Genomic DNA, 15,088 nt, shown 5'->3' on the forward strand with positions numbered 1-15,088 from the left:
TGAAGACAAATGGTCCGGCCATGGCCGGGCCTTTGTGATTTATACGGCGCCATTATACCACAATTATGCGCATTTTGCACACATGCCGGGGCACCGGGCGCAATTTTTGCCCCGCGAAGGGAAAAAAGATATCCAAACCGGGAAATATCTGGTATAATAGCAGGGTCAAAAACAAACCGAACATGCTAAAAGAGGTGCTTAACCATGAAAGCTGTCATCACTGTCATCGGGCGGGACACCGTGGGTGTCGTGGCCAAGGTCAGCGCTGTGTGCGCCGAGCTGAACATCAATATTGAGGACGTGACCCAGAGCATCATGCAGAACATGTTCTGCATGATCATGCTGGTCAATCTGAGCGCCTGCACCGTGGAACCCGGTGCGGTGCGCGAGCACTTTGCCGCCCTGGGTGAACAGATGGGCATGCAGGTCACCTTTACGCGTCAGGAAGTGTTTGACGCCATGCACAAGGTGTAAGGGAAAGGCGGCAGACAGATGAAAATTTTGAACAGCGGCGACATTATGGAAACCATCGAGATGCTCACCGCCGAGAATCTTGACGTGCGCACCGTCACCATGGGCATCAGCCTGTTGGACTGCATTGACCCCGACGGCAAGAAAGCCTGCGAAAAGATCTACAACAAGATCACCACCCGGGCCAGGGACCTGGTGAAGGTGGTGGACGGCATTTCGGATGAGTACGGAATTCCCATCGTGAACAAGCGCATCAGCGTGACTCCCATCGCCATGCTGCTGGGAGCTGCCCCCGACGCCGACCCGGTGGACTACGCCAAGGCCCTGGACGCCGCCGCCAAGACGGTGGGCGTCAACTTCATCGGCGGCTACGGTGCCCTGGTGCACAAGGGCTTTTCCGCCGGGGATACCCGCCTGATCAAGAGCATTCCCCGCGCCCTGGCTGAAACCGATCTGGTGTGCTCCAGCATCAATGTGGGTTCCACCAAATCCGGCATCAACATGGACGCGGTGGCCCTGATGGGGCAGGTGGTCCGGGAAACCGCCGAACTGACCAAGGACAACATGTGCATGGGTGACGCCAAGCTGGTGGTCTTCTGCAATGCGCCGGAGGACAACCCCTTCATGGCGGGCGCCTTCCACGGTCCCGGTGAGCCGGACTGTGAAATTCACGTGGGCGTTTCCGGCCCCGGTGCCGTGCGCGCCGCCCTGGCCAAGCTGCCCAAGGACGCCCCCATGGACGAGGTGGCCGAACTGGTCAAGCGCACCGCCTTCAAGATCACCCGTCTGGGCCAGCTGGTGGCCAATCTGGCCAGCGAACGCCTGGGCGTGCCCGCGGGCATCATCGACCTGTCCCTGGCCCCCACCCCGGCCATCGGCGACAGCGTGGCCAACATCCTGGAGGAGATGGGTCTGGAAAGCTGTGGCTGCTGCGGCACCACCGCCTGCCTGGCCCTGCTCAACGACGCCGTCAAGAAGGGCGGCGTAATGGCCTCCAACCATGTGGGCGGGCTGTCCGGCGCCTTTATCCCCGTCTCGGAGGATGACGGCATGATCAAAGCCGCCGAATGCGGCAGTCTGACCCTGGAAAAGCTGGAAGCCATGACCGCCGTCTGCTCGGTGGGCATCGACATGGTGGTGATCCCCGGCGACACCCCCGCCGAGGTCATCAGCGCCCTGATCGCCGACGAGGCCGCCATCGGCATGGTCAACAGCAAGACCACCGCCGTGCGCGTGATTCCCGCCATCGGTCACAAGGCCGGAGATGTGCTGGACTTCGGCGGACTGCTGGGCCACGCCCCCATCATGCCCATCAGCAAGTTCAGCCCCGCGGTGATGATCCATCGCGGCGGACGGATCCCCGCTCCCATGCAGGCTTTGAAAAACTGATGGTATAAAGATCCCCTTTCCGGCAAAGACTAAAACCGGAAAGGGGATTTTATCATGTTTCGTTCTATGTTTTCCAAAGTACTGCTGCTGCTTTTGATCGTCGGCGGCCTGAACTGGGGCGTGTACGGCATTTGGGGCCTGAACGCCATCGGCTGGCTGCTGGGCGGCAGCCTGGGCTGGCTGGCCCGCACCATCTTCATCGTGGTGGGCGTGGCCTCCCTGGCGCTGATCCCGGCCCTGTTCTACCAGGAACCGGAAGCGCGCCGTGCCGGTCCGGAACCCCACGCGCCGTAACTGCGGCCCCACAGAAAAACCGCCCTGCGGGAAGGATCCCCGCGGGGCGGTTGCTTTTTGTCTGTCTGTGGTCACTCGATGGGCACAGCCAGACCGGCGCTGCGGCGGGAAGTGAGGCCCACGCTCATGACCAGGCCCACACTGAGGTAGACCATGACCACGCTGGACCCGCCTGCCGAGAAGAAAGGCAGGGTGACACCGATGACCGGCAGCACCTGCAAGTTCATGCCGATGTTGATAACACACTGCCAGAACAAGGCGGCAAAGACACCGGTACAGATCAGCCGCCCCAGCAGATCCACGCTGCGGTATGCGGCGCGCAGGGTGCGGGCCATGATGCCGAAGAGCAATATCAGCACCAGGATGGCTCCCAGGAAGCCGGCGGCGTTGGCCAGATAGCTGTAGATGAAATCGTTCCAGGCGTTGGGGATGAAGATGCTCTCGTCCCGGAACAGTCCCTGCCCTGTCAGCCCGCCGGTACCGATGGCCATGGCGGCCTTGTTCTGCTGGTAGGCGATATCGGACAAAGCCGGATCCTCCGGGGTGAGAACTGCCAGGATCCGCTGGAACTGATACCCTTTCAGGATGCCCGGGTTGGTGATGAGCAGGGCTGTCCCCCCGGCAATGGCTGCCGCCAGCCCGCCCAGGGCCAGAGGGATACTCAGTCCGCCCGCAAAGAGCATGACCACGCCAATGCCTGCAAAGACCAGGGCGGTGCCGTCGTCCCCCTGGATATGGATGGCCGCCACCGGCAGCACCACATGCAGCAGCAACAGCAGCAGGTTCAGCGGACGGTTGACCTTGCCCCGCACCCGGTCCAGGTGCCAGGCCAGGGTGAGGATAAAGCTGATCTTGGCCAGTTCGGCAGGCTGGAAGGTCATGCCGCCGATCTTGTACCAGCTGTAATTGGAGGTGCCGCCCGCATCATACCCGATGACCACAAATCTGGCCCGCACATTGCGCAGGAACAGGGTGGGCAGCACCATCCCCCAGGTGACCACCGCATGCAGCGGCCAGGCATGGGCCAGAGCACGGTAATCCACCGTGGAACCGATGACGGCCAGCATCACGCCCAGCAGACTGGCGATCACCTGCACCGAAGCCTTGCTGTAAGCCCCGCCAAGCTGGCTGCGTTCCACCGACATCAGCACCAGGACGCTGAGGGCGGAACACACCATGCACATGGCAAGGTACAGGGCATCGGCACGGCGCAGATACCGGCGGGCAAGGGTGAGCATAGGGAGTCTCCTTTCCGGGAAATTCGGGACGCATCCGGCCCCGCCGCCTTTTGTGCAAACGGTTCCGGTTGGGTCTATTATAGCGCAGCGGCGCAAATTGCGCCAGATACCCCCGCACGTGGGGTAAAATTTTACAAATATCCCCAAACGGTGTATAATGAACCCGTCTGAGTTTTCACCACAAGGAGTATGCGCGCCATGCAGGAATATATGACACACAGCCGCGAAGAGACCGTGGCTTTGGGGCGCCGTCTGGCCCCCACCCTGGCTCCCGGCACCCTGATTGCCTTCACCGGCGGACTGGGCGCGGGCAAGACCGCCTTCTGCCAGGGTCTGGCCGAAGGGCTGGGCTGCACTGACCCGGTGTCCAGCCCTACCTTTGCCATTGTGAACTATTACCGCGGGCCCCGGCCGCTGGCTCATTTTGATCTGTACCGCATCCATACCGAGAATGATCTGGCTTCCGCCGGGTTCTACGATTATCTGGACAGCGGGGCCATTGTGGCCGCCGAATGGAGCGAGAACTGCGCCGACATCCTGGCACTGGAACATCCCATGCGCATCCACATCGAGCGCCTGGACGACACCACCCGCCGGATCACCATTGAAGACCCGGCGTAAAGGGAGGAAACCATGAACATTCTGGCCATTGATACCGCCGGACGCACCGCCGCCGTGGCGGTGATGCGGGACGACACCCTTTTGTATGAATGCAACACCAACACCGGTCTGACCCACAGCGAGACGGTGATTCCCATGGTGGACGCCGCCCTGAAAGCCTGCGGCCTGCGCTGCAAGGACATTGACCTGTTCGGCGTGACCGCCGGACCGGGCAGCTTTACCGGGCTGCGCATCGGGCTTTCCGCCGTCAAGGGCATGGCCTTTGTGGGAGATGTGCCCTGTGCCGGGGTTTCCACCCTGGAAGCCCTGGCGTTTGGCATGAGCGGAGCAGGCACCGTGGTGGGCGCTCTGGACGCCCGCCGGGGCCAGGTCTACTGGGCCGGATTCGATCTGGCCACCCATGAGCGGCTGACCCCCGATGCCGCCGCCCCGGTGGACAGCCTGGAAAAATTTGTGGCCGACTGCAAAAAGCCGCTGATTTTTGTTGGCGACGGCGCCGGGTTGTGTTACAATAGGTTTGGAAATACCGACGGCGTGCTGGACTGCCCGGTGCCTCTGCGTGTCTTGCGCGGGGCCGGAGTGGCGCTGACCGCCCGCCGGATGTGGGAAAATGGACTTGCCGTGCCCCCTGCCCAGCTGCTGCCGGAGTATCACCGGCTGAGTCAGGCCGAGCGGGAACGGGCCGAACGGGAAGCCCGGACACACAGCGATGTGTAAAAAAACAGAGGAGCAACAGAAAGTATGAAGGATTTCCGCACCGCCCCCGTGGCGCTGGCTGCCGATCACGGCGGCTTTGCGCTGAAAGAAGCCATCAAAGCCCATCTGGAGAGCCAGGGCATCGCTTACCGCGACTTTGGCACCCACAGCACCGAAAGCTGCGACTATCCCGATCTGGCCGCGCCGGCCTGTGACGCGGTGGTCGCCGGTGAGTGCTCCGCCGCCATCCTGTGCTGCGGCACCGGCGTGGGCATGTCCATGTGCGCCAACAAGATCCACGGTATCCGTGCCTGCTGCTGCAGCGACACCTTCAGCGCCGAATTCACCCGCCGCCACAACGACGCCAACGCCCTGTGCATGGGCGGCCGTGTGGTGGGAGAAGGTCTGGCGCTGGCCATTGTGGACATCTTCCTGAGCACCTCCTTTGAGGGCGGCCGTCACACCCGCCGCGTGGAAAAGGTCATGGCCCTGGAAACGCGCTGAACCCGTACCCCGAACTGCCGGGCAGTTGAACATATCATTCACGAATAAGGAGCTACCACTATGAGCGTTGTTGAAATCGTCGATCATCCCCTGATCCAGCACAAGATCAGCCTGCTGCGTGACCGCAACACCGGCACCAAGGAATTCCGCGACCTGGTCAGCGAAGTGGCCATGCTGCTTTGCTACGAAGCCACCCGCGACCTGCCCACCGAGGAAGTGGAGGTGGAGACCCCCATCGCTCTGGCCCGCACCAAGGTTCTGGCCGGCCGCAAGCTGGCGCTGGTTCCCATTCTGCGCGCCGGTCTGGGCATGGTGGACGGCATGCTGAACCTGATCCCCGCCGCCAAGGTGGGACACATCGGCCTGTACCGCAACGAGGAGACCCTGGAGCCGGTGGAATACTACTGCAAGCTGCCCAAGGACATTGCCGAGCGTGAAGTGCTGGTCCTGGACCCCATGCTGGCCACCGGCGGCAGCGCCAAGGACGCCATCACCCAGATCAAGAAGCGCGGCGCCAAGCACATCAAGTTCATCGGCCTGCTGGCGGCTCCCGAAGGCCTGAATGCCCTGCATGAAGCCCATCCCGACGTGGACATCTATGTGGGTGCGCTGGATGAAAAGCTCAACAGCCAGGGCTATATCGTTCCCGGCCTGGGCGACGCCGGCGACCGTATCTTCGGCACCAAGTAAGAAAACCGAATCCCACGGGCAGAACCCGTACTTTCCCGCGGTGTGCCCCGGCATGCCGCGGGTCTTTTTATCTTGCAGGCGAGGTGCGCCATGATCTATCTTTCCACTTTCCATTTTGCCACCGAAGAAGCGGAATGGCTATTCTTTGCCGGGTTCCAGCGGACCTGCTACGATTCCTTCTACCCCTTCCAGATCTTCCCCCAGCGGGGTCTGCATGCTCTGGACCTGGCAGACATCACCATCCTGTACGGCGGCAACGGGTCGGGCAAGACCACCGCCCTGAACGTGATGGCCGAAACGCTGCACCTGCGCCGGGGCGCCCCTTTCAACGGCACCAGCTTTTTCAAGCCCTACTGTCAGCTGTGCTCCCCGCACCTGCTCCATCCCCTGCCAGACGCCAGCTGCATCCTGACCAGCGACGACGTGTTCGACACCATGCTGGACATGCGGGCCATCAATGAGGGGGTGGACCGGCGCCGGGATGAACTGCTGGCCGAGGCCAAAGAAGCCCGCAATGCCCAATTCCAGATGCACAGCCTGGAGGATTACGACCGGCTGAAACAGGTGGCCGAAGCCCGCCGCACCAGCCAGTCCCGGTATGCCCGACGGCGGGTGATGCCCAACGTGCGCACCCATTCCAACGGGGAGAGTGCCTTTCTCTTCTTCACCCAGAAGATCCGGGACGGGGCCTTGTACCTGCTGGACGAACCGGAAAACAGCCTTTCGCCCCGGCGGCAGATGGAACTGGCCCAATTCCTGCAGGAATCCGCCCGCTTTTACGGCTGCCAGTTCGTGCTGGCCACCCACTCCCCCTTCCTGCTGGCCATGCCGGGAGCGCGGGTGTATGATCTGGACAGCGACCCGGTCCGGCCCCGCCGCTGGACCGAGCTGGAAAATGTGCGGGCCTACTATGACTTTTTCAAGGAACACGAGGAGGAATTCTGATGGCTTCCAAGCTGCGGCGGCAGGGTGAGGTCCTGTCCGCCTTTGACCCCGGTGCCGAACTGCGGGACACCGAATTCATTGACTGTACGTTTGAGGGCTGCCGCTGGAACGGGGTGCGGGTGCAGAACTGCACCTTCTCCGGCTGCCGGTTCCTGCGGTGCCAGTTTTCGGCGGTGGTGTTCAGCTTCTGCCTGATGAAGGATGCGGTCATGGAAGGCTGCGCCTTCCGGGGCATCTCCTGGGGCGGTCTGCAGGGGCGCAGCGCCCTGGTGCAGCCCTTTGCCAGACTGAAAAACTGCGTGTTTCAGTACAACGAATTTTCCGGCATGGCGCTGGCCGGGTTCGATTTTTCCACCTGCCAGTTCCGGGAATGCGTGTTCGACGACTGCAAACTCACCGGGGCGGGATTCCATGGCGTCCCCCTGGGCCGCACCGCTTTTTCTCGGTGCGACCTGCAGAAAGCGGATTTCCGCATGGCGGAGGCTTACGCCATCAACCCCGCCGACAACCGGATGAAGGGGGCCCGGTTCAGCTTTCCCGATGTGGTGGCTTTGCTGGACAGCAGCGGCATTCAGATTGAATAAAAAAACGGCCCGACCGGAACTGGTTATCCGGTCGGGCCATTGTGTTGTCGGAACAAACTTATTTGGAATAATCCCGGGCGCCGTAAATGGCTGTACCGATGCGCACGATGGTAGCACCTTCCTTGATGGCGGCAATGAAGTCGCCGCTCATGCCCATGGACAGGATGGTCAGTCCCACACCGTACTGTTCCCGGGCGTGGTTCAGCAGTTCCCGCATATCGGAGAAAAAGGCGCGGGTCTGGCTTTCGGTGGCATCGGCCGGGGGAATGGCCATCAGGCCCCGCAGTTCCACATGGTCCCGGGCGGTGGCCTGGTCCAGCAGGTCCCACAGCTCCTTCTCCCCTACCACGCCGCTCTTGGACGCTTCGCCGCCGATGTTCACCTCCACCAGGATCTGCTGCTTGACACCGGCAGCCTGGGCGGCATGGTCGATCTTGTCCAGCAGGCGCACACTGTCCACACTCTGGATCAGGGCTGCACGCCCCACCACCTTGTTGACCTTGTTGGTCTGCAGATGGCCGATGAAGTGGGCCAGCTTGTCCCCATAGGCACCGGCATCGTACTTTTCCACCAGTTCCTGGACATGGTTTTCGCCGAACACATCAATGGGCAGGTCGGCACTGGCACGGACTTCCTCCACCGTGCGGGTCTTGCAGGCCGCGCACAGAAGGATGTCATCCGGGTAACGTCCGGCCTCCCGGGCGGCCTGGTTGATCTCTTCCCGGATGCGGGCAACGTTTTCGGCCATACGGGCCACATATTCCTGACTAAGCAACATGATCACCTTTCCTGATAAACCGCACGGCAGCCGCCGATGTAAGGCGGACGGGTGCGTGCACACAAAATATTGGCACAGCCGATCTGGTTCAGGCTGAGCCGCACCGGCACCGCCACGCGGCGCAGGTGCATCCCGATAAGCGTGCCGCCGATATCAATGCCGGCACCGGCGCGGACCTCTTCCACCAGAACGGGGTCACTGAATTTCTGCCAGCAGTTGGTGGCCCAGCTTCCGCCCGCATGAGGCTGCGGGATGGCGTTGACCTCGGTATAGCCGTACTTTTCGGCCGCTGCCCGCTCCAGGACGATGGCCCGATTCAGATGTTCGCAGCACTGGGCCGCCAGATACAGCCCCTGCGCCTGCGCCACCGGCAAAATGCCGGCCAGCACCGCGGCAGCGGCTTCCATACTGCTGTCCTTGCCAATATGGCCGCCCACGATCTCACTGCTGGAACAGCCCACCACAAAGATATCCCCCGGGCGCAGCTTGGCCGCTGCCAGCAGTTCTTCGGCAGCCTGACGGCTTTGTGCCGTGATGACGGCCGGATCAAAAGTTTGTGTCATGGTACGATCCCCCTTTTGACCCATTATACCACATAAAACCCGTATAACACAAAAGCCCGCTGAAAAGCGGGCCTTTGTGCATAGAGGGGTGGGAAAGTATATAAAGGTCAGTGAATGTCTTTGTTATGGTTATAATTATACAGTTTTCGGCTGAATTGTCAAACGAACATCTTGTAATTTTGTTTTCATTTTATTATAATTAGGCCAGAAATGCTTTACTTTATTCAGCGGCAACGGTCGAATGGAGTCGTTTTCCTCTTTTGTTGTTCTGCACAAGCATTATTTTCTTCATTTTATTTTTTTGTGCGCATTGAACAAAAAGTTGCCGTAAGGAGGTCATATATGGACGAACTGGACCGCAAAATCATCCAATTGATGCAGAAAAATGCCCGTATGCCGGTCAAGGAAATCGCCCAGCAGATCAGCCTGACCAGCCCCGCGGTATCCAGCCGTATCCATCGTCTGGAACAGGAGGGCGTCATTGGCGGATACACCGTGCTGCTGCACCGGCCGGACGAACCCAACCGGGTCCAGGCCCTGGTTTCGGTCCAGACAGCCCCTGCTGCCCGGGACGAATTTCTGGCGCTGGTGCAAAGCGAGCCGGAAGTGCTGCAGTGCTACCGGGTGACCGGTGTATATAATTTCACGGTCAAGGTCAGCTGTGCAGGCATTGAGGAGCTGGAGCACCTGCTGACCAAGCTGCAGCAGCTGGGGACCACCAACACCCAGATCATTCTGGCCACCCAGCTGGACCGTCAGCTGAATCCCTGACATCACGGATGTAACAAAAGAGGAAGGAGATCCTGTCCTGTGCTGATTTTCTGCAAGCATTGCGGGCTTTTGCTGCCCGCCAACGAGACGGTCTGTCCCCGGTGCGGCACCCCCGCGCCCCGGCCGTCCGCGCCGCCCGTCCGCACACCCCTTTATGAGAGCGCTGCTCCCCAGCCGCCAAAGGAAGGCCCCCGCTATGATTCCCCTGCTGCGGAGTCCCGGAGCCCCATGGGTCTGGCCGGCTATTTTGGCTCCCTGATTTTGTTTGCGATCCCCCTGGTGGGCCTGATTTTCATGCTCATCTGGTCCATCAGTGACCGGGTGCGTCCCGAACGCCGCCGGCTGGCCCAGGCTTATCTGATCCGCACAGTGATCTTTTCGGCCCTGCTTCTGGTGGCGGCACTGGTTTTTTCGGCCATTATGAGCAGCGTGGCCTACCGGATGGTATATTATCCTTATTATTTCTGAGACAAGAGGTGCTTTGGTGAAAGCGAGTATCATCATTCCCAACATCAATGGAGCCGGATGGCTGCGGGATTCCATTGAGTCTGTCTGGGCACAGACCGAGCAGGACTTTGAGCTCATCATCATTGACAACGGCTCCACTGACGAGAGTCTGGAAATTGCCCGCAGTTATTGCGGCCGCCCCAACTATACCCTGATAGAAAACAAGACCAACACCGGTTTTTCCCACGCCGTGAACCAGGGCATTGCCATCGGGAAAGGCGAATACATGGTTCTGTTCAACAACGACGCTTTTGCGGAACCGGACTGGCTGGCCGAACTGATCCGCACGGCAGACGCCGATCCCCGCATCTTTGCGGTTTCCAGCCTGATGCTGCGCTACTATGAACCGGAACTGACCGACGATGCCGGTGACTATGTGACCCTGCTGGGCTTTGCCTGCAAGCGGGGCGACGGACTGAAGGCCAGCCGGTACCAAAAGCCCTGCCGGATCTTTTCCGCCTGCGGGGGAGCGGCCCTGTACCGCAAATCCATCCTGGACAAGATCGGCGTGTTCGATGAGCTGTTCTTTGCCTATTATGAGGATGTGGATCTGAGCTGGCGCGCCAACAATTTCGGGTACAAGAATGTCTTTTGTCCCACGGCCCGCTGCCGCCACATCTGCGGAGCTTCCACCGGCGCGGTGCGCTACAATCCCTTCAAAAGCATCCAGAGCGGGCGGAACAGCATTCTGCTGCCCTACAAGAACATGCCGGCCCTGATGATCCTGCTGAACATTGTTCCCCTGGTGCTGGGATATCTTCTAAAGGTATTCATGTTCCGGCTTCGCGGCTTCGGGGGCGACTACGCCAAGGGATTTGCCGAGGCCCGGGTGGCCCTGCCCAAACTGAACAAACCGAAATTCCATTGGCGCAACCTGCCCAACTATATCTGGGTGGAGTTCAGCCTGATCTTGGGACTGTTCCGGTACATCGTGTACCGGGTGCAGCGCGCCCTGAAGATCACCTGATTTTTCCATGGAAAAGACCCGTCCCATGCAGTGTCTGCACTGCGTCGGACGGGTCTCTTTTTGTATGTATGAATCGGGCTCAGCGGTCGTTTTTCTCGGTGTTGCCCAGGACCAGGCGGCGGAAGCCTTCGCCCTGGACCTCGTTGGCCTGAAGCATGATGGTAAAGCTATTGGGGTCGATCTTCTTGATCTCGTGCTCGATCTCATACAGCTGCTTGCTGCTGCAGGCGCACAGCACCACATCCCGGGGATCGCCCTTGTAGCCGCCGTAGGCCTTGAGCAGGGTGGAACCGCGGTCCACGGTGCGCACGATGGCATCACTGATGGCAGGGCCGTTGTCGGTCACGATCATGGCCAGCATACAGGAATTGAAGCCGAACATCATCCAGTTGATGATGTAGGAGGTCAGGAAATTGAGGATCAGACCGTAGATGATGGTATCCACATCCCGGAAGACGATCCCGTTGGCCAGGATGACCGTAAGCGCCGCCCCGAAGGTCAGGTTGCCGAAGGGCATGTGGGGATGCTTGACCTTGATGGCCATGGTGATGAAGTCCATGCCGCCGGTGCTGGAGTTCTGCATGTAGATCAGGGCATCTCCGATGCCGCTGACAACACCGCCGCAGATGGCAGCCAGCATGCGGTCCCCGGTGTAGACCGGCAGCATGGGCAGCACCCAGTCGGAAAAGACGGCAAACATGATCATGCACCACACGCTGCGCAGGAAGAAGTCCCGTCCCAGCAATTTATAGCAGAACAGCACGATGGGGATATTGAGCAGGATGTTGGAGATACCGATGGGCATGCCGAACAGGTGGTACAGGATGGCGCCGATACCGGCCACACCGGTGATGGGCACCTGTGCGGCCACGGCAAAGCTGTACATGCCCAGGGCCGAGATAAAGCAGCCCAGTGTTTCAAGGAAGATGTGTTTCAGGCGTTTTTGGGTCATAGGGTCCTCTCTGTCTCTTTACGTTTCGTTTCTGGTCTTATTTTCTGCGGCGGCGATAGGTGCGTCCCCCGTCCTGGGCACGGCTGCGCAGGACCAGGACGGCCGCCGTCACACCGCCGACAAGCACCACACCGATGCCGATATACAGGGGCAGCATGCTGCTGGTCTGGCGCATCTCCTCCTGCTTTTCCAGGGTCTCGGGGTCAGGGGTGGGTTCCGGCGTGGAACTGGGCGTGGGTGTGGGGGCCAGGGTCGGCGCGGGGGTGGTGTCCAGCAGACCGGCGGTGGGGTCCTGTACCGGGGCCGCCGTGGCCCGGGCCGTGGGGGCCGGGTTCGCCGTGGCCGGAGGCGCCGTGGGCGTGGGGACCGGGGTGGGGGTGGGATCATCCGGGCTGGTCACCGTGACCACCTGCGGGGTGGGCGTGGCTGCCGCCGGTGCCGGACTGGCCGTGGGCGTGGCGGCGGGCAGATCCTGCACACAGGCCGCGGGAACGCTGGCCACCGTCACTGCGGTGGAACCGGCATCCGCCGTGCCCACAAAGGTCAGGTTGCTGAGGTAGTAGGCCGGCTCCCCTGCCGCCATGGCAAAGGTATGCGAGCCGGCCGTCAGCCCCGCAATGGTCAGGCTGCCCTGGGCATCGGTGGCCGCAGTGCGGGCCGTACCGTCCAGCAGGAAGCTGATCTGTTTGCCGGCGTAAGCCGCACCCAGCTGCACCACCGCATCATAGGTCCCGGCACCGACCGGCAGCAGGCGTCCCACACTGCCGCCCCGGGTCAGAATGGCCGTCAGGGTCTCGGCATTCACATTCCGGGGCAGGGCGGTGATGGCGTCGGCCAGGGTCAGGGAGGCACTGCTCAGGTAATCGGTATACCCTGCCTCCGCATTCACACCGCATCGATCCAGCATGTCGGCGGGCAGGACCAGCAGCAGCGAACTCTGCTCATCCTGACCGTCCAGGCGGACGCCTTCCGCCTTTCCGGCATCGGTCAGCCAGACTTCCACAAAGCGGGCTTCGTCGTCACTGGTCTGGTACACGCCCCGCAGGCCGCTGACCTGCCAGAATCCGCCGTAGTTTTCGCCGGTGCTGTCGTGCATGTCCTGCAGACCGAGGGTGAGGATCTCATACAGCTTTTTGGGGGAGACCTGCACCATGGCCAGAACGGTATTTTCGTCCACACAGGCAGCGGCCTGGGTGAGGCTTGTTCCCGCCGCCACATTGCCAGTCAGGCTGGCGCCGTCAACCAGCGCTGCCACCGGCAGGCCGCGCAGACCGTCCGCGACCTCGCCGGTCTGCTGCCCCAGCCACGCTGCGGCAGCGTTGGCAGCGGCGTCTGCGGCAAGGTCACCGAAGTTGGTTTCTTCCCGGTTGGCGGGACGCAGGGTTGTCCCCGCCGTCAGATCCACGCTGGCCCACTGCTGCACCGTCACGGTGCTTTCGGCCGGCGTTTCTGCCGAGAGTGCCTGGGCGGTGTCCGGCGGATAGCCCACGCCGGTCTGCACACTTCCCTGCATCCAGGAGGCGGGGAAGGAAGTCCAGGCGGTTTCCGGAGTCACCCGCAGGGGATTGGCGTTCTCCGGGGTGGCCGTTTCCGCGGTGGCGCTCTCCATGGTGGCAGCCTCGTCCGTGCCCTCTTCCTTTTCGGTGCCGGTGATCAGCCGGACAAGATCCCCCAGCACGGGGACCTCCAGCAGGGTTTGGAACCAGCCTCCCTTGCCGCTGTCGGCGGAATCCGCCAGCGCTGGGATCGGGGCCGCACAAAAGACGGTGGCCGCCAGCAGCAGGCTGGTCATACGCAGTTTCCAGTTGGTCATCAGGGTCCCTCCTTTGGATTTGATCTTCCTGCATAATTGAGAACGAATCTTCCCAAAAAAACAAAAAACGGGGCGCGCGCTTTGGCTCGCGCGTGCCCCGCTGTCTTATGCGGTTGTCTTGATTTTCGAGGCCTTGTAGGTGTTCATGGCCGAGGTATCCAGGTTCTGTTCCATGGCCGCACCGTCGGCGTAGATCTGGGCTTCCAGCTCATCTTTCTTGAGCAGGCTGAGCAGGTCGTAGTTGGTCTTGAAGTTTTCCAGGGTATCGGCATCCAGAGGATTCACGTCGCACATGACGCCGATGCTCATGCCCAGGTCCACGGTGGTCCACACGCCCTTGCCGGCTGCATCCAGGGCATCGGTGAGGGTGGTGCCGTAGCTCTTCAGGGTATCGGGGGTGAGCAGCTGGCTGCCCACATAATAAGCGCCCATACCGGATTCCGGCGTGGCGCCCAGGGCTTCGATGGCCTGGGGCACATACTGGTCGGCGGCTTCATACATGGAGGTGAAGCGCTCGCTGCGGCCGCTTTCGGAGGTAGCCCATTCATTCAGGGTGGCGGCGCATTCCTCCGCCAGAGCCTTGATCTGGGTGCTCTGGTCTTCGTCCGCGAAGGCATAGGAGGCGGAATCATACAGCGGCAGCTGCACCACATCCACATACCGGCATTCGTTGTTCAGGAAATCCAGGTAGTCTTCGTCGGTGACCGGGGTCTGGCCGTTCGCACCGTAAAGCAATTCCAGGCAGGCGTCGGCCTTGGCACTGTTCAGCTCATACAGTTCCAGGGTGGCCTGACTGATGCCGTTGGCCTTGTACACATCCCCGTCGGATTCCCACATGGAGGCAGCGGTGTCGGCTGCTTCGGAGGTGGCGGCGTCTTCCAGGGTGGCGCCCAGCTCGGCAAACTTGGTCTCCACCGCCGCATAATACTGCAGGCTGCGCAGGGTCAGGCGCTGGAGGTAATCGGCGCCGTCGGTGGTGACTTCCTCATCCCCGATGGTGCCGGTGCATTCGGCCTTGAGCACCGCCTTCACGTTGTCGGCGGTCTCTCCGGTGGCCAGGTCGGCCAGGTCAGAGACGGTCTGATAAGCGTTGTACTGCGCCAGCAGATAGATGCCGGCGGGGATCTCCACACCGCCGATGGTGCCCACCGTGGCGGGGGTGCTGATGGTGCAGCCGGTCACGCCCAGCAGCATGGCCAGGGCCAGCCCCAGGCTGAGGAATCTTGCATGTAAGGACTTCATATACGATAAACGCTCCTTTATACCTTTCGCTTGCGCTCCGCGGCGCATATATGAAGTGATTAT

At 61.3% G+C, this 15,088-nt stretch carries 18 protein-coding genes; 12 read left to right on the forward strand and 6 right to left on the reverse strand.

Annotated features, from left to right (window positions below; genetic code table 11):
* The first annotated feature begins 204 nt into the window (after window positions 1–204).
* The 3 genes from AC127K_RS02595 to AC127K_RS02605 are packed head-to-tail and all read left to right on the forward strand — an operon-like array spanning window position 205 to window position 2,154.
* A complete protein-coding gene (locus AC127K_RS02595; protein WP_294539745.1) occupies window positions 205–474 on the forward strand; it encodes an ACT domain-containing protein in 270 nt (89 codons plus the stop codon).
* A gap of 18 nt (window positions 475–492) precedes the next feature.
* A complete protein-coding gene (locus AC127K_RS02600; protein WP_294539748.1) occupies window positions 493–1,860 on the forward strand; it encodes a PFL family protein in 1,368 nt (455 codons plus the stop codon).
* 54 nt (window positions 1,861–1,914) lie between these two features.
* Entirely contained in the window at window positions 1,915–2,154 is a 240-nt protein-coding gene (locus tag AC127K_RS02605; RefSeq protein ID WP_483721450.1) for a DUF378 domain-containing protein, read from the forward strand.
* Window positions 2,155–2,225: 71 nt separating this feature from the next.
* On the opposite strand, the gene AC127K_RS02610 is transcribed toward AC127K_RS02605, so the two are convergent.
* Window positions 2,226–3,392 (reverse strand): FtsW/RodA/SpoVE family cell cycle protein, encoded by a 1,167-nt coding sequence (locus AC127K_RS02610; RefSeq protein WP_483721451.1) that lies wholly within the window; start codon window positions 3,390–3,392, stop codon window positions 2,226–2,228.
* 198 nt (window positions 3,393–3,590) lie between these two features.
* Here AC127K_RS02610 and tsaE point away from each other — a divergent pair, with 198 nt between their 5' ends.
* The 6 genes from tsaE (at window position 3,591) to AC127K_RS02640 (ending at window position 7,432) form a co-directional block, all read left to right on the forward strand.
* Complete coding sequence (gene tsaE / locus AC127K_RS02615; protein WP_204648721.1) at window positions 3,591–4,013, forward strand: tRNA (adenosine(37)-N6)-threonylcarbamoyltransferase complex ATPase subunit type 1 TsaE; 423 nt, start codon at window positions 3,591–3,593, stop codon at window positions 4,011–4,013.
* Window positions 4,014–4,025: 12 nt separating this feature from the next.
* The gene (tsaB, locus tag AC127K_RS02620; protein WP_483721452.1) at window positions 4,026–4,730 is read left to right on the forward strand and encodes a tRNA (adenosine(37)-N6)-threonylcarbamoyltransferase complex dimerization subunit type 1 TsaB; all 705 of its coding nucleotides are present in this window, start codon (window positions 4,026–4,028) and stop codon (window positions 4,728–4,730) included.
* 24 nt (window positions 4,731–4,754) lie between these two features.
* The gene (gene rpiB, locus AC127K_RS02625) at window positions 4,755–5,213 is read left to right on the forward strand and encodes a ribose 5-phosphate isomerase B (RefSeq protein WP_483721453.1); all 459 of its coding nucleotides are present in this window, start codon (window positions 4,755–4,757) and stop codon (window positions 5,211–5,213) included.
* A 60-nt stretch (window positions 5,214–5,273) separates the two neighbouring features.
* Complete coding sequence (upp, locus tag AC127K_RS02630) at window positions 5,274–5,903, forward strand: uracil phosphoribosyltransferase (protein ID WP_294539767.1); 630 nt, start codon at window positions 5,274–5,276, stop codon at window positions 5,901–5,903.
* Between the two features lie 90 nt (window positions 5,904–5,993).
* Window positions 5,994–6,848, forward strand: a complete 855-nt coding sequence (locus AC127K_RS02635; protein ID WP_294539769.1) for an AAA family ATPase — start codon at window positions 5,994–5,996, stop codon at window positions 6,846–6,848.
* On the forward strand, window positions 6,848–7,432 hold the full coding sequence (locus AC127K_RS02640) for a pentapeptide repeat-containing protein (RefSeq protein ID WP_483721454.1): 585 nt from the start codon (window positions 6,848–6,850) through the stop codon (window positions 7,430–7,432). The genes AC127K_RS02635 and AC127K_RS02640 overlap by 1 nt, the downstream gene beginning before the upstream one ends.
* 58 nt (window positions 7,433–7,490) lie before the next feature.
* On the opposite strand, the gene AC127K_RS02645 is transcribed toward AC127K_RS02640, so the two are convergent.
* Together AC127K_RS02645 and AC127K_RS02650 are read right to left on the reverse strand one after the other, a co-directional pair.
* A complete protein-coding gene (locus tag AC127K_RS02645; protein WP_294539775.1) occupies window positions 7,491–8,210 on the reverse strand; it encodes a YggS family pyridoxal phosphate-dependent enzyme in 720 nt (239 codons plus the stop codon).
* Window positions 8,211–8,212: 2 nt separating this feature from the next.
* Window positions 8,213–8,773 carry a TIGR01440 family protein gene (locus AC127K_RS02650; RefSeq protein ID WP_483721455.1) on the reverse strand — a complete coding sequence of 187 codons (561 nt, stop codon included), beginning with the start codon at window positions 8,771–8,773 and terminating at the stop codon, window positions 8,213–8,215.
* 342 nt (window positions 8,774–9,115) lie between these two features.
* On the opposite strand from AC127K_RS02650, the gene AC127K_RS02655 reads away from it, so the two are divergent.
* From AC127K_RS02655 to AC127K_RS02665, 3 genes are read left to right on the forward strand one after another with little or no spacing between them, the layout of a single operon-like run.
* A complete protein-coding gene (locus tag AC127K_RS02655; RefSeq protein WP_294539782.1) occupies window positions 9,116–9,544 on the forward strand; it encodes an Lrp/AsnC family transcriptional regulator in 429 nt (142 codons plus the stop codon).
* Window positions 9,545–9,583: 39 nt separating this feature from the next.
* Window positions 9,584–10,012, forward strand: a complete 429-nt coding sequence (locus AC127K_RS02660; protein ID WP_483721456.1) for a hypothetical protein — start codon at window positions 9,584–9,586, stop codon at window positions 10,010–10,012.
* A gap of 16 nt (window positions 10,013–10,028) precedes the next feature.
* The gene (locus tag AC127K_RS02665) at window positions 10,029–11,018 is read left to right on the forward strand and encodes a glycosyltransferase family 2 protein (RefSeq protein WP_483721457.1); all 990 of its coding nucleotides are present in this window, start codon (window positions 10,029–10,031) and stop codon (window positions 11,016–11,018) included.
* Between the two features lie 79 nt (window positions 11,019–11,097).
* Here AC127K_RS02665 and AC127K_RS02670 read toward each other — a convergent pair whose 3' ends face one another.
* The 3 genes from AC127K_RS02670 to AC127K_RS02680 form a co-directional block, all read right to left on the reverse strand.
* A complete protein-coding gene (locus tag AC127K_RS02670) occupies window positions 11,098–11,970 on the reverse strand; it encodes a YitT family protein (RefSeq protein ID WP_294539791.1) in 873 nt (290 codons plus the stop codon).
* Between the two features lie 37 nt (window positions 11,971–12,007).
* On the reverse strand, window positions 12,008–13,783 hold the full coding sequence (locus AC127K_RS02675) for a hypothetical protein (protein ID WP_483721458.1): 1,776 nt from the start codon (window positions 13,781–13,783) through the stop codon (window positions 12,008–12,010).
* Between the two features lie 105 nt (window positions 13,784–13,888).
* Window positions 13,889–15,025, reverse strand: a complete 1,137-nt coding sequence (locus tag AC127K_RS02680) for a hypothetical protein (protein ID WP_483721459.1) — start codon at window positions 15,023–15,025, stop codon at window positions 13,889–13,891.
* Between the last annotated feature and the right edge of the window lie 63 nt (window positions 15,026–15,088).

Source organism: Subdoligranulum sp. DSM 23681 (genome assembly GCF_057005535.1).